The organism is Bacillus sp. FJAT-49736 (genome assembly GCF_018343615.1).
Lineage (GTDB): Bacteria > Bacillota > Bacilli > Bacillales > Bacillaceae_C > Margalitia.
On record NZ_JAGYPI010000006.1, the window covers coordinates 57793 to 71587 of the forward strand.

The 13795-nt window shown below is 37.0% G+C and carries 12 protein-coding genes (1 of these 12 cut by a window edge); all 12 read right to left on the bottom strand.

The features are described from left to right. Position 1: 1 nt before the first annotated feature. On the bottom strand, positions 2 to 1399 hold the full coding sequence (cysS, locus tag KHA87_RS20980) for a cysteine--tRNA ligase (protein WP_213096084.1): 1398 nt from the start codon (positions 1397 to 1399) through the stop codon (positions 2 to 4). After that, positions 1380 to 2048: a serine O-acetyltransferase gene (gene cysE, locus KHA87_RS20985; protein WP_213096085.1), complete on the bottom strand. Its 669-nt coding sequence runs from the start codon at positions 2046 to 2048 to the stop codon at positions 1380 to 1382. The genes cysS and cysE overlap by 20 nt, the downstream gene beginning before the upstream one ends. A 601-nt stretch (positions 2049 to 2649) precedes the next feature. Continuing rightward, a complete protein-coding gene (gene gltX, locus KHA87_RS20990; protein ID WP_213096086.1) occupies positions 2650 to 4107 on the bottom strand; it encodes a glutamate--tRNA ligase in 1458 nt (485 codons plus the stop codon). A gap of 230 nt (positions 4108 to 4337) precedes the next feature. Next, positions 4338 to 4817, bottom strand: a complete 480-nt coding sequence (ispF, locus tag KHA87_RS20995; protein ID WP_213096087.1) for a 2-C-methyl-D-erythritol 2,4-cyclodiphosphate synthase — start codon at positions 4815 to 4817, stop codon at positions 4338 to 4340. A gap of 19 nt (positions 4818 to 4836) precedes the next feature. Continuing rightward, positions 4837 to 5526 (bottom strand): 2-C-methyl-D-erythritol 4-phosphate cytidylyltransferase, encoded by a 690-nt coding sequence (ispD, locus tag KHA87_RS21000; RefSeq protein WP_213096088.1) that lies wholly within the window; start codon positions 5524 to 5526, stop codon positions 4837 to 4839. Positions 5527 to 5548: 22 nt separating this feature from the next. Further along, positions 5549 to 6643 (bottom strand): PIN/TRAM domain-containing protein, encoded by a 1095-nt coding sequence (locus KHA87_RS21005; protein WP_213096089.1) that lies wholly within the window; start codon positions 6641 to 6643, stop codon positions 5549 to 5551. Between the two features lie 154 nt (positions 6644 to 6797). Next, positions 6798 to 7871 carry a DNA integrity scanning diadenylate cyclase DisA gene (gene disA, locus KHA87_RS21010; RefSeq protein WP_213096090.1) on the bottom strand — a complete coding sequence of 358 codons (1074 nt, stop codon included), beginning with the start codon at positions 7869 to 7871 and terminating at the stop codon, positions 6798 to 6800. Positions 7872 to 7875: 4 nt separating this feature from the next. Next, on the bottom strand, positions 7876 to 9249 hold the full coding sequence (gene radA / locus KHA87_RS21015; RefSeq protein ID WP_213096091.1) for a DNA repair protein RadA: 1374 nt from the start codon (positions 9247 to 9249) through the stop codon (positions 7876 to 7878). Between the two features lie 358 nt (positions 9250 to 9607). Then, positions 9608 to 12049, bottom strand: a complete 2442-nt coding sequence (gene clpC / locus KHA87_RS21020; protein ID WP_213096092.1) for an ATP-dependent protease ATP-binding subunit ClpC — start codon at positions 12047 to 12049, stop codon at positions 9608 to 9610. Positions 12050 to 12062: 13 nt separating this feature from the next. Beyond that, on the bottom strand, positions 12063 to 13136 hold the full coding sequence (gene mcsB, locus KHA87_RS21025; RefSeq protein WP_213096093.1) for a protein-arginine kinase McsB: 1074 nt from the start codon (positions 13134 to 13136) through the stop codon (positions 12063 to 12065). Continuing rightward, positions 13133 to 13681, bottom strand: a complete 549-nt coding sequence (mcsA, locus tag KHA87_RS21030; protein ID WP_213096094.1) for a protein-arginine kinase activator protein McsA — start codon at positions 13679 to 13681, stop codon at positions 13133 to 13135. Before mcsA ends, mcsB begins: the two co-directional genes overlap by 4 nt. Positions 13682 to 13697: 16 nt before the next feature. Beyond that, positions 13698 to 13795: the final stretch of a CtsR family transcriptional regulator gene (locus tag KHA87_RS21035; protein WP_481748388.1), read on the bottom strand. The gene runs 367 nt beyond the window's last position; the window shows 98 of its 465 coding nt (coding positions 368–465); its start codon lies beyond the right edge, outside the window; it ends in the stop codon at positions 13698 to 13700.

Consider the following 13795-nt stretch of genomic DNA (forward strand, 5'->3'; position numbering starts at 1 on the left):
ATTATCCACGTCTCCATCTAATACCTTGTGGTGTGTCTTCTAAAATAATGTTCATCTCTTTTAAACGGTCCCGAATTTCATCCGCTAAAGCAAAGTTTCGTTCTTTTCTGGCCATATTTCGTTTTTCAATTAGTTCCTCAATTTCTTCATCTAGCAACTCGTTATTTTCTAATTTTAACCCTAAAACAGAGAATAGATTTTCAAATTGCTGCATAAACGCTTCAATCACTTGGATCGAGGTGTTTTTCTCACGTAAATAATAGTTTGCCTGTTTAGATAAATCAAATAGAACAGCGATTCCATTTGCCGTATTAAAATCGTCATCCATTTCACGAATAAATGCTTGACGAAGATCTTCTAATTTACGCATCCATTCATGATCATCATGAGTAAGGTTCGCGCTTGCTTCCTTACGATGCTTAAGGTTTTGATAAGACGTCTTCATTCTTTCTAATCCGGCTCCCGCATTCTCTAATAATTCTTCATTGTAATTTATCGGATTACGGTAATGCACCGATAACATAAAGAATCTTAATACCTGCGGATCATGATGCTGTATAATATCGTGAACAAGGACAAAATTACCCAGTGATTTCGACATTTTCTCATTATCAATATTAATATAGCCATTATGCATCCAATATCTTGCAAAAGTTTTTCCAGTTAAAGCCTCTGACTGTGCAATTTCATTTTCATGATGAGGAAAAGTTAAATCCTGTCCACCTGCATGAATATCGATAGTATCTCCTAAATATTTTCTTGCCATAGCGGAGCACTCAATATGCCAGCCTGGTCTTCCTTTACCCCAAGGGCTATCCCAGTAGATTTCTCCCTCTTTTGCCGCTTTCCAAAGGGCAAAATCCAATGCGTCATCCTTTTTCTCTCCTACCTCTATACGAGCCCCTGACTTCAAATCATCAATAGATTGGTGGGAGAGCTTTCCATACTCAGAAAAGCTTCGTGTTTTATAATAAACATCTCCAGCAGATTCATATGCATACCCTTTTTGAATTAATGAATCAATAAATTCAATAATGATATCCATATTTTCCGTTACTCGTGGATGTACATTTGCCTTATTGCACCCTAATGCAGATACATCCTCAAAGTAGGCTTTAATAAAGCGATCTGCAATCGTCGGTACATCTTCTCCAAGCTGGTTCGCAGCTTTAATTAATTTATCATCCACGTCTGTAAAATTCGAAACAAAATTCACATCAAACCCGCGGTATTCTAAGTAGCGGCGAACTGTATCAAAAACAATTGCAGGGCGGGCATTTCCTATATGAATATAATTATATACGGTCGGACCGCACACATACATTTTGACCTTTCCCTCTTCCAACGGGATAAATTCTTCTTTTTTTCTTGTCAGTGTATTATAGATTTGAATCGGCATGTTCTTTTTGAACTCCTTTCTTTTGTAATTCCTCTAATTCCTTTTGTAAATGCCTTATCTCTCTTTCCATAGCCAAACATCGATCGGCCACAGGATCTGGCAAATCACTATGATTCAAGTCTTTTAATTTGACTCCGTCTCGGATTACAACCCTTCCTGGAATACCAACAACCGTAGAATTAGGTGGTACATCCTTTAGGACAACAGATCCTGCACCTATTTTTGCATTTTCTCCTACGGTAATAGAGCCGAGTACCTTTGCCCCTGTTGCAATTAAGGCATTATCTTTAATCGTCGGATGTCTTTTCCCTTTTTCTTTTCCCGTTCCACCCAAGGTAACACCTTGATATACAGTAACATTATCCCCAATTTCACAAGTTTCTCCTATTACAACACCCATTCCATGGTCGATAAAAAAGCGTCTGCCTATTTGGGCACCAGGATGTATTTCAATACCTGTAAAAAAGCGGCTTACTTGTGAAATAACACGGGCGATAAAGTAAAACTTCCGCTTATAAAAACCATGGGCAACTCGGTGGGCCCATATTGCATGGATGCCAGAGTAGGTTAATATTACTTCTATATAACTTCGGGCTGCCGGATCTTGCTCAAAAACAACCTCAATATCTTCCTTCATTCGCTTAAACATCTTTTTCGCTCCTTATAAATTTTTGAAGGCCATTTTCATATATTGTTAAAATTAAAAAGCCGATTTTACTGTCGCTTTTCTATATTGCTCACAATCCTTATATAGGTATGGCTTATGGGCATCTGTTCTTAAGATGATTGTTGATTCATAGCCAAAGTAAGGTTTGTTATATGGTCTTTGCCACCAAAAGCAATAAATTTTAGGAAATGAGCCTTGTTGAAAGAGCTGTAAATAATACAAAAAAGCGCCTCTGCTAAGACAGAGACGCTTTGTGCGCGGTTCCACTCTGTTTGAACATAGAATAAACCTTCTATGTCCCAACTCTCCCTTTTTAACGGTAGGTATTCCGCTTATTCCTACTTGTTTTGGTTCGTTCGGAATAAGACTCAGAGGTGCATTTCAAATAGCGAGAGGCTTAAACCACTTTCAGCCGGTGATGGTTCTCTCTTTAAAAGCAACATTCAATGTAAATTGAATTCTACTTTTGTAAGCGATCGCTCTTTTACTTCTCCTCATCAACACTTTACAATATATTTTCTATTGATAATTTTGATAAAGATGTAAATGTTTATTCTTACTATATAATATTTTAAACAAAATGTTAACTTAAAATGCTTTGAATTCGATTAATTATTTTTTCCTTACCAAACAACTGGATTGCCTTCGGTAAATCAGGTCCGTGTACTTGTCCGCTAACCGCAGCTCGGATAGGCATAAACAGTTTTTTGCCCTTTTGTCCTGTAGCTTTTTGAACTGCTTTTATAGCTTTATTAATGTATTCCGCTTCGAAAGTTTCAAGCTCATTAATTTCTTGTAAAAAGGCACGTAAAACCTCAGGCACTTGTTCCTCCGCCAAAACATCCTTAGCCTCTTCTTCGTAGGTAAGCTCGTCTTTGAAGAACAGTTCGGACAGCTCTACAATTTCTGCTCCATAACTCATTTGATCCTGATATAAAGAAACTAAGCTTCGAACCCAGGTGCATTCTTCTTCAGTTAAATCACTTGGGATACGCCCCGCTTCGATAAGATGCGGTAAGGAAAGCTCAACTGCTTTATCCAAGTCAACCTTTTTCATATATTGATTGTTCATCCATGCAAGCTTTTGCTTATCAAATAATGCTGGTGATTTGGAAAGTCTATCAGCATCAAAGTTTTCAATAAACTCTTCTTTGGAATATACTTCCTCTTCACCTTTTGGAGACCATCCCAATAATGCAATAAAGTTAAACAACGCTTCAGGCAAATAGCCGAGCTCTTCATATTGCTCTATGAACTGAATGATACTTTCATCGCGTTTGCTTAGCTTTTTACGACTTTCATTTACAATAAGAGTCATATGCCCGAAGATAGGTGGCTCCCATCCAAAAGCTTCATAAATCATTAATTGCTTTGGTGTGTTAGATATATGATCATCTCCACGTAGAACATGGGAAATTTTCATCAAATAATCATCGACTGTAACAGCAAAATTATAAGTAGGAATTCCGTCCTTCTTTACGATTACAAAATCACCAATGCCGTCTGATTCAAAGGATACCTCGTCTTTCACCATATCCTGAAAGGAATAAATCTTACCTTTTGGAACCAAAAAGCGAATACTTGGTTTTCTTCCTTCTTTTTCAAGGGTTTCTTGATCCTGTTTTGTAAGATGACGGCATTTCCCAGAATATTGAGGGGTTTCTCCGCGGGAAAGCTGTTCTTCACGTTCAGCCTCTAATTCCTCTTCCGTACAATAGCATTTATATGCTCGCCCATTCTCCAAGAGCTCATTATAATATTTTTGATAAATATCATTTCTCTCCGATTGACGATAAGGACCATATTCACCTTCCTTATCTACACTCTCGTCCCAATCCATACCTAGCCATTTTAAATATTTCAGCTGACTCTCTTCGCCGCCTGCAATATTTCGCTTTTTGTCGGTATCTTCTATCCGAATTATAAAGGATCCTCCTTTATTACGGGCAAATAAATAATTAAAAAGTGCGGTTCTCGCATTCCCTATATGTAAATGTCCGGTTGGGCTTGGTGCATACCGTACTCTTATATCCTTTGACATTATGAAACGTCCTCCTCATTTTTATAAACGCTATTTTCGTATAGATTGTTACTTTTCGTATTTGGTTATTAACCTAATATAGACTTTTCAAGGCATCTTTTTTAAATTGGTTAATCTTTTTTTACAAAAATTCTTCTACAAAAACAACATAGTTTAACAAAAGAGCCTTTTAAAAGAGTTCTATTAATCCATTACTATTTTACCACTGTCACTTCTTTAAAAAAAGCGTACTACCTTACTTCTTCCAAAAGAACTACAGCCATTGAGGCAATTCCTTCTTCACGGCCGGTAAAGCCCAACTTCTCAGTAGTAGTAGCTTTCACATTAACCTGAGATATATCTCCCTCAATCAATTCCGCAATTCGCTTTCTCATTTGCTCAATATAAGGTGCCATTTTAGGCTTCTGTGCAATGATAGTGCAATCAATATTTCCCAAACAATAACCCTTTTCCTTTACCAAATTCCATACATGTGCTAATAATTTGGCTGAGTCAGCATCCTTATAGTTTGGATCAGTATCAGGAAAATGCTTACCAATATCCCCTTCTCCGATCGCCCCCAAACAAGCATCAGCCACTGTATGCAATAAAACATCCGCATCGGAGTGTCCCAATAATCCTTTTTCATAAGGAATTTGAATTCCACCGATAATAAGTGGACGTCCTTCTGTCAATTGATGCACATCATAACCTTGACCTATTCGAAACATGATATTTCTCCTTTTTATTTTATTGAACCCTAGATCTATTTTTAAAAATTGCCTCTGCTATATAAAGATCCTCCGGAGTTGTTAACTTTATATTATCATAATCAGCCATAACTATATGTACAGGATGATTGAGCCTTTCAACTAAAGACGCTTCATCCGTACCAAGAAAACTTTGCTGTTGAGCTTGATGATGGGCCTCCCACAAAAGAGAAAAGCGAAAAGCTTGTGGAGTTTGTATCTGCCACAAGCTTGTCCGTTCAATCGTTTCTATCACTTGAAATTCCTGAACTTTTTTTATAGTGTCTTTGACTGGAACTGCAGCAATAGCCGCTCCTTTTTCATGGGCAGCCACTGCTAATTGATGAATAACACTTTGTCTAATAAATGGTCTTGCACCATCATGAACTAATATAACGTTACAGTCATTTACTGCTTCTAATCCATTAAAAACACTATATTGTCTTTCAGTTCCGCCAAAAACTATTTGAATTTTTCCTCGATCCTCGAAGGTTCTTATCAAGTTTTTAAAAAAGACCTCATCATCAGGCTGAATAACTAAGATGATTCTGCTGCATTTTGCATCCTCAAGAAATACCTTAAGTGTATGGGAAATAATTGGTTCACCATTTAAATACAAAAACAATTTATTTTTCCCTGCTCTCATCCGTTTTCCTTGGCCTGCAGCTGGAATAATAACCTGATATTCCATTTTTATACCCCTATCAACATATTTATAATGCTTTCTCTAGCAATTTGGGCTTAGCAAATATCATTCTGCCGGCAGATGTTTGCAGCACACTTGTAACTAAAACATCAATCCGTTTCCCGATATAGTTTCTGCCCTCTTCTACAACAATCATTGTTCCATCATCCAAATAAGCAATTCCTTGATGATATTCTTTACCGTCTTTGATAAGTTGAACGTTTAGCTCTTCACCTGGTAAAACAACTGGTTTTACCGCATTAGCTAAATCATTAATATTTAATACTTGTACATTCTGCAGTTCACATACCTTATTCAAATTAAAGTCATTTGTGACTACAATGCCACTTGTTAATTTAGCAAGTTTTATGAGCTTACTGTCGACTTCTTGAATATCCTCAAAGTCACCTTCATATATTTGAACCTCTATTGGCAATTCTTTTTGAATGCGGTTTAAAATATCTAAGCCTCTGCGACCTCTATTTCTTTTTAATGCATCGGAAGAATCCGCAATATGTTGAAGTTCCATTAAAACGAATTGAGGAATAACAATTATTCCATCTAAAAATCCAGTTTGACATATATCTGCTATTCTACCATCAATAATGACACTAGTATCTAACAGTTTCAATGATTTGGTAACCTTCTTTTCTTCCTCTACCTCCAAGTTGGCTTTCTTTTTGCTAGAGCGAGATATGGTTAATAGATTCATTAATTCCTCCCGCTTTTTAAAACCAATTTGAAATCCTAAATACCCTAGTAATAGTGTTAAGAGAATTGGAATAACTGTATTTACAATTGGGATATTCATATTATTGAATGGTATCCCCATCAAATACGCGACTAGCAAACCAAATATTAAACCCAAGCTTCCGGATATAATCTCGGTAATCGGCGCCTTCACAACGGAATCCTCAAACCATTTAACAAAACCAACAACATAATCAACTGTCCAAAAAGTAATGAAGTAAAATATAATAGCACCTAAAATTGCAGTAACATAAGGATTATTAAGAAAAATAATATCGTGTAAATTTAGCAGTCTCAATACAACAGGTAACAAGAAGATACCGAGTGTTCCACCAATAATAATAAAGCAAGATTGCACAAGTCTCTTTAACATTTTTTCACCTCCTCTTTTCATTATAAACAAATTCCTAAGTTTAAAACGTAATATTGATGAATATTTTTAAATTGTAATGGAATGGTCAAATAATTGTTATATCGAAATATGAATTGGTTCATTAATATACATACCCTCTCATCAATATAGTGTATTATAATTGGCGATCGGCAAATGTTTGTTCCCTAATCAATTGCAATCCGTCTTTAATTTTCCTCGCTCTTACTTCACCTATTCCTTCTACATCATCCAGTTCATCAGCAGTAGCACGAAGAATATTAGGTAAGGAAGAGAAAGTATCTATCAAATTCTCTAAGATTATCATGGGCAATCTAGGTATTTTACTTAAAACCCTATAGCCGCGTGGAAAAACTGTTTCATCCGGATGAATGAAATTGTTATATCCTAAAAGCTTCATTATAACGTTATCATCCAAAACATCAGAATTTACCAGATCCTGAAATCTTAGTAGAATATCGACTGGCTTCACTTTCTTCTCAAAGGCATAGTCTCTAATTATTAACATCGCCTCTTCTTCAATATCCGTCATAAGCTCCTTCATTTGCAATCGTACTAAGCGCCCTTCTGTTCCTAGTTCATTTAAATAATTTAGTAATTCCTTTTTTATCCTGATAACCATTTCTAATCGATGCAAGACTTGCAATAAATCACTATACGTTACAAGCTCTTCAAATTCCAATACAGACAAATTCGCTATACTCTGCTCTAAAACCACCTTGTATTTTTCTAAAGTTTGAATAGCTTGATTTGCCTTTGTCAGTATTACCCCTATATCTTTTAATGCATAGCGGAAACTTCCTTGATATAGGGTAATTACATTTCTCCTTTGCGAAATAGCTATAACAAGTGACTTTGTTTGTCTAGCTACCCTTTCAGCTGTTCTATGCCTCATGCCAGTCTCAGAGGATGTAATAGATGGGTCTGGTGCTAATTGTGCATTTGCAATCAATATTTTACTTCCTGTTTCATTCAAAATTATAGCGCCGTCCATTTTTGCCAACTCGTACAAATAACTCGGACTAAAAATACAGTTAATGGTAAATCCTCCATCCACTAATGCTTTAACCCTATCATTATATCCAAGGACAATTAATCCCCCTGTATTAGCACGCAAAACATTATCAATACCTTCTCTAATAGGAGTCCCTGGTGCAATTAATTGCAGAATTTCTAGCATGGATTTTTGCCCAGGCTTTTTTTCTTCCATTCATTCACCCTCCTAATGCATGCTGTAACGCTTCCTTCACAGATGAAACACCAATAACTTGAATTTCATTTGGTATTTTCCATCCTCCAATATTATTATTCGGAATGATTACCCGATTAAAACCTAATTTAGCAGCTTCTTGTACACGCTGTTCTATTCTAGATACCCTTCTTACTTCACCAGTAAGCCCAATTTCACCAATGACAATATCATCTGCTTTTGTTGGTATATCCCGGAAGCTCGATGCAATACTTACTGCTATCGCCAGATCAATAGCCGGCTCATCGATCTTTACACCGCCCGCTACCTTCAAATAGGCATCTTGGTTTTGTAAAAGCATACCAACCCTTTTTTCTAATACAGCCATAATTAAATTTACCCTGTTATAATCTATCCCGGAAGCCATTCTGCGAGGTGTTGGAAACATCGTGGGTGAAACAAGCGCTTGTATCTCTACTAGAATTGGGCGAGTGCCTTCCATGGAAGCAACGACTGTGGATCCAGAAGCACCCTTTGATCTTTCCTCTAAAAATATTTCCGAAGGGTTCTCAACTTCTACAAGGCCGAGTTCTTTCATTTCGAATATTGCCATTTCATTTGTAGAGCCAAATCGATTTTTGACTGCCCTTAAGATTCGATAAGAATGATGTCTTTCTCCTTCAAAGTAAAGTACTGTATCAACCATATGCTCCAATAATCTCGGACCGGCAATATTACCTTCTTTTGTAACATGCCCCACAATGAAAATAGCAATACCATTTGTTTTGGCAATCCGCATTAATTCCGCCGTACATTCTCTAACTTGAGAAACACTTCCCGGTGCTGATGTTACCTCTGGGTGAAATATAGTTTGAATTGAATCGATAATGACAAAATTGGGGTTCAAATCTTGAATAGTTTGTTGAATAGCCTCAAGATTTGTTTCAGAATAAACATATAGTTCACTTGAAGTTATATGGAGGCGATCTGCTCGAAGCTTCGTTTGTTTAACAGATTCTTCCCCGGAAATATATAAGACTTTATGATGATGAGTTGATAGCTGGGAGGATACTTGAAGTAACAGAGTTGATTTTCCAATCCCAGGGTCTCCGCCAATTAATATTAAAGATCCGGGAACTACGCCTCCCCCTAGTACTCTATTTAATTCAACTAGATCTGTTTCAGTTCTTTCTTCATGTTCCGATTGAATAGAATTAATAGGAGCAGCCTTTGCTACAATTCCCGGAGCTGTATGTAAAAAGGCACCTTTTGGCTTACTAATAACGGATACTTCCTCCACCATTTGATTCCATTCACTGCATCCCGGACATCTACCCATCCATTTAGGGGACTCATACCCGCATGTCTGGCAAATAAATTTGGTTGTTTTCTTTGCCATTTTTTACTTCCTTTCTATATATCTATGCTTTTTCAAAATAGTAATTACTTTATTCGAAAAAATACAGTTATATTCCGCTTTTTTAGCTCAATCTTATTAAAACAAAATAACAAAAGCTATCCTTGTCCAAATTATAATGGATTATCTTTAAAGTAAGGATACCTTGAAACCAGACTTTTTAGGATTTTAAATAAAATACGGAAGAGGAATATAATATAAAATCCCTTTTCAAGCTATGAAATGAGGTTGCTTCCTTCAGTTCGATCTGTATCTCATCTAAAGGAAGCAACCTTTATTTTTAACTACTTATTATAGACGTGTTTTCCAATAAAATGGTTTCATTTATTTTGGAAAATCATTACGATAGTGTTCCTGTCATTTCGGAAGAATTTACAACAAATTCACCATCTTTGACATCAATTATTACATGTTGGCCTTCTAATATCTCGCCTTTTAACAATTCCTCGGATAGACGATCTTCTATATATTTTTGTATTGCCCTGCGTAATGGACGAGCCCCGTATTCCGGGTCATATCCTTCATCTGCAATTTTTTCCTTCGCAGCTTCAGATATTTCCAATTCAATTTTTTGTTCTTTTAAGCGTTTTACTAACTCTTCTGCCATAAGAGTAACTATTTGCTTCAATTGATCTTTTTCTAAAGCATGGAAGACAATAGTTTCATCTACACGGTTTAAGAATTCCGGACGGAATGCTTTTTTAAGTTCATCCATTACTTTACCTTTCATATCCTTATAGTCTTGACCAGTATCTTGGATATTGAAACCAACAAATTTATTTCGTTTTAATGCCTCTGCTCCAACATTGGACGTCATTATAACTACAGTATTACGAAAATCCACTGTACGGCCCTTCGAATCAGTTAATCGTCCATCTTCTAATACTTGTAGGAGGATATTGAACACATCCGGATGTGCTTTTTCAATCTCATCTAACAAAATAACAGAATACGGCTTTCTGCGTACTTTTTCCGTTAACTGACCGCCTTCTTCAAATCCAACATAGCCTGGAGGTGATCCGACAAGTCTTGACGTAGAATGTTTTTCCATGTATTCAGACATGTCAATTCGTATCATTGCATCTTCGTCACCAAACATTGCTTCCGCAAGTGCTCTTGCCAACTCTGTCTTTCCGACACCCGTAGGTCCAAGGAAAATAAACGAACCGATTGGTCGTTTCGGATCCTTTAATCCAGCACGTGCACGACGAACCGCTTTTGAAATAGCATTAACTGCTTCTTCTTGCCCAATCACTCGCGAATGTAAAATATCCTCCAAATTAAGCAATCTTTCTGATTCTGTTTGTGCTAATTTGGAAACCGGTATCCTAGTCCAGCTTGATACTACATTTGCAATATCCTCTACCGTAACTTCACTGTTTTCTTGTCCTTGTTTTTCCTTCCAGGACTTCTTCGTTTCTTCTAATTTTTCACGTAATCTTTGTTCGGAATCACGTAGAGACGCTGCTTTTTCAAATTCTTGGCTTTGAACAGCTGCATCCTTTTCTTTTTTAATTTCCTCGAGCTTCGCTTCCAGTTCCTTCAGGCTTGGAGGAGTAGTATAGGATCTTAATCGAACTTTCGATCCCGCCTCATCAATTAAATCAATAGCCTTATCGGGTAAAAAACGGTCAGAAATATAGCGGTCAGATAGCTTGACGGCTGCCTCAATCGCCTCGTCTGTAATCGATACTCGATGATGAGCTTCATATCGGTCACGAAGTCCTTTTAAAATTAAAATAGATTCTTCTGTTGTCGGCTCATCTACTTGAATAGGCTGAAATCTTCTTTCTAATGCAGCATCCTTTTCTATATATTTACGATATTCATCAAGTGTGGTTGCACCAATGCATTGTAGCTCACCGCGAGCTAAAGATGGCTTAAGAATGTTAGATGCGTCAATTGCACCTTCCGCACCACCTGCGCCAATTAGTGTATGAAGCTCATCTATAAACAATATGATATTTCCTGCTTGACGGATCTCATCCATTACCTTCTTTAATCGGTCCTCAAACTCGCCTCGATATTTTGTTCCTGCTACAACAGTACCCATATCTAATGTCATAACACGCTTATCACGCAAGGTTTCAGGAACTTCATTATTCACAATCTGTTGTGCAAGTCCCTCAGCAATAGCTGTTTTACCAACCCCAGGCTCACCGATGAGCACAGGATTATTTTTTGTCCTTCGACTTAACACCTCTATTACTCGCTGAATTTCCTTGCTTCGGCCAATAACAGGATCCAGTGTTTCCTCGCGAGCAATAGCAGTTAAATCACGAGCAAGACTATCTAATGTCGGAGTATTCGCATTCGAAGCGGAACCACCTTGATGATTGCCTGTTTCATTGCTTCCAAGTAGCTGTAGTACTTGTTGGCGTGCTTTGTTCAAACTTACCCCCAGATTGTTTAGAACCCTTGCAGCGACACCTTCACCTTCACGAATCAATCCAAGCAATATATGTTCCGTACCAACATATGAATGCCCCAGCTTACGAGCTTCATCCATCGATAGTTCAATTACCTTTTTTGCACGCGGAGTATAATGAATGGTTTGCCCAGAATCTTGACCCTTGCCTATCAAATTTTCTACCTCAATTTGAATTTTTTCCGCACTAAGGCCAAGCCCGTAAAGTGCTTTTGCAGCTATTCCTTCACCTTCCTGGACTAAACCGAGCAAAATATGCTCTGTACCTATATTATTGTGGCGTAATCGAATTGCTTCTTCCTGTGACAAAGCAAGTACCTTTTGAGCTCTTTCCGTAAATCGGCCAAACATCATTAAGGATCTCCTCCTAACTATTATTTACTTCTTCCATTTTTAATCGTTCCCTAATTAGTGAAGCTCTCCTAATATCCCTTTCATGCGGACGAAGAGGTCCTCCGGCATATTGTTGTAAAAAACCAGGCTGTGTTAATATCATTAGTTCATTAAGTATAGATTTTGATACGTTTTTTATGAAGCCTGTATCAATACCTAGGCGTACATCTGAAAGACATTGTGCAGCCTCTTTTGACTCAATAATTCGACTATTCGCCAATACTCCATATGAACGGTAGACTCTATCTTCTAATTGTATGTTAGATGTTTTCATCAATGCTTCTCTTGCTGATCTTTCCTGTGCAATAATTTGGTGTACTACACTTGTAAGATCTGCAACAATATCTTCTTCTGTTTTTCCTAATGTCATTTGATTCGATATTTGAAATATGTTTCCTAGCGCCTCGCTTCCTTCCCCGTATATTCCTCTAACTACTAAACCAAGCTGATTAATCGCCGGGATAATCCGGTTTATTTGTTGGGTTAATACAAGGCCAGGCAAATGAACCATGACGGAAGCTCTTAATCCAGTCCCAACATTCGTAGGGCAACTAGTTAAATATCCGAATTTTTCATTGTAGGCATAATGTATATGTTCTTCAATTAGATCATCAATTATATTTGCCTTTTCTAAAGCAGCCTTTAATTGAAGCCCGGGGAACAAACATTGAATGCGTAGATGATCTTCCTCATTAATCATAATACTGACATCTTCATCATCCGTTAAAATAACAGCTCCATGTGAAGAATCATCAGCAAGATTAGGGCTTATAAGATGCTTCTCCACTAATACCCTTTTTTGCAAAGGCTGTAAATCATCCATCCTTAATAGATCAATATGACTTTGGTCTTTTTTTATTATATTAAATACCTGAGTAACTTCCGTGATGATGTTCTTCGCTTGTTCCGGACTATTAATGGTTGGAAAAAAGTGCTCTTTGAAATTACGAGCTAATCGAATCCGTGAGCTTAATACAATATCCGAGTCGGGACCATCCTGACTCATCCAAGAACTAACTGCCTTGCTGAAAAATTTCTCAACAGTCATTCCTCTCCCCCTCCTTCCAATTGGAGTTGGGCCTCTAAAGCACGGATCTTATCACGAATCTCTGCTGCTTCTTCAAATTCTTCCTGCATAATTGCTGTTTGTAATTGATCTCTAAATAGCTGAATTTGTTTTTTTATATGGATAGAACCGCCAATTCTTTTGGGAACTTTTCCATGATGTTCATAATTTCCACTATGCAATCTCTTTAAGATTGGAGTTAATTGATCTTTAAAGGTTTCATAGCAATGCGAACAACCAAATTTCCCTACATTTAAAAACTGTTTAAAAGTCATTTTACAATGATCACATTGAATAATATTGTCTCTAGGAATTGTCTCCTGTTTTGATTGTTGAAAAGTGGAATCATAGTTAAATAATCCAGCTAATAAATTATTGATAGAAAAACCAGGCTCTCCATCAAACATGAACATTTCACCTTTTTCTTGAGCACATATATCGCAATAGTGAAGTTCAGTTTTCTCTCCATTTATTATCTTGGTAAAGTGTAGAGTCGCCGGGCGTTCTTGACATACTTGACAAATCATGCCTTACACCTCTCCACTATTTATATTTCAATGTCATCAACATCGCCTTTAACATTCTTGCTCTTAGTTCATCTCTTTCAGGTAAATCAATATATATGACAGAGCGATCCATTA

Coding starts and splice junctions, on each gene's coding strand:
- cysS (WP_213096084.1), bottom strand. CDS start 1,399: ATGCCGATTCAAATCTATAATACACTGACAAGAAAAAAAGAAGAATTT.
- clpC (WP_213096092.1), bottom strand. CDS start 12,049: ATGATGTTTGGCCGATTTACGGAAAGAGCTCAAAAGGTACTTGCTTTG.
- gltX (WP_213096086.1), bottom strand. CDS start 4,107: ATGTCAAAGGATATAAGAGTACGGTATGCACCAAGCCCAACCGGACAT.
- radA (WP_213096091.1), bottom strand. CDS start 9,249: ATGGCAAAGAAAACAACCAAATTTATTTGCCAGACATGCGGGTATGAG.
- ispD (WP_213096088.1), bottom strand. CDS start 5,526: ATGGAATATCAGGTTATTATTCCAGCTGCAGGCCAAGGAAAACGGATG.
- KHA87_RS21005 (WP_213096089.1), bottom strand. CDS start 6,643: ATGTTAAAGAGACTTGTGCAATCTTGCTTTATTATTATTGGTGGAACA.
- ispF (WP_213096087.1), bottom strand. CDS start 4,817: ATGTTTCGAATAGGTCAAGGTTATGATGTGCATCAATTGACAGAAGGA.
- cysE (WP_213096085.1), bottom strand. CDS start 2,048: ATGTTTAAGCGAATGAAGGAAGATATTGAGGTTGTTTTTGAGCAAGAT.
- disA (WP_213096090.1), bottom strand. CDS start 7,871: ATGGAAGAAAAAAAGCCTGGGCAAAAATCCATGCTAGAAATTCTGCAA.
- mcsA (WP_213096094.1), bottom strand. CDS start 13,681: ATGATTTGTCAAGTATGTCAAGAACGCCCGGCGACTCTACACTTTACC.
- mcsB (WP_213096093.1), bottom strand. CDS start 13,136: ATGACTGTTGAGAAATTTTTCAGCAAGGCAGTTAGTTCTTGGATGAGT.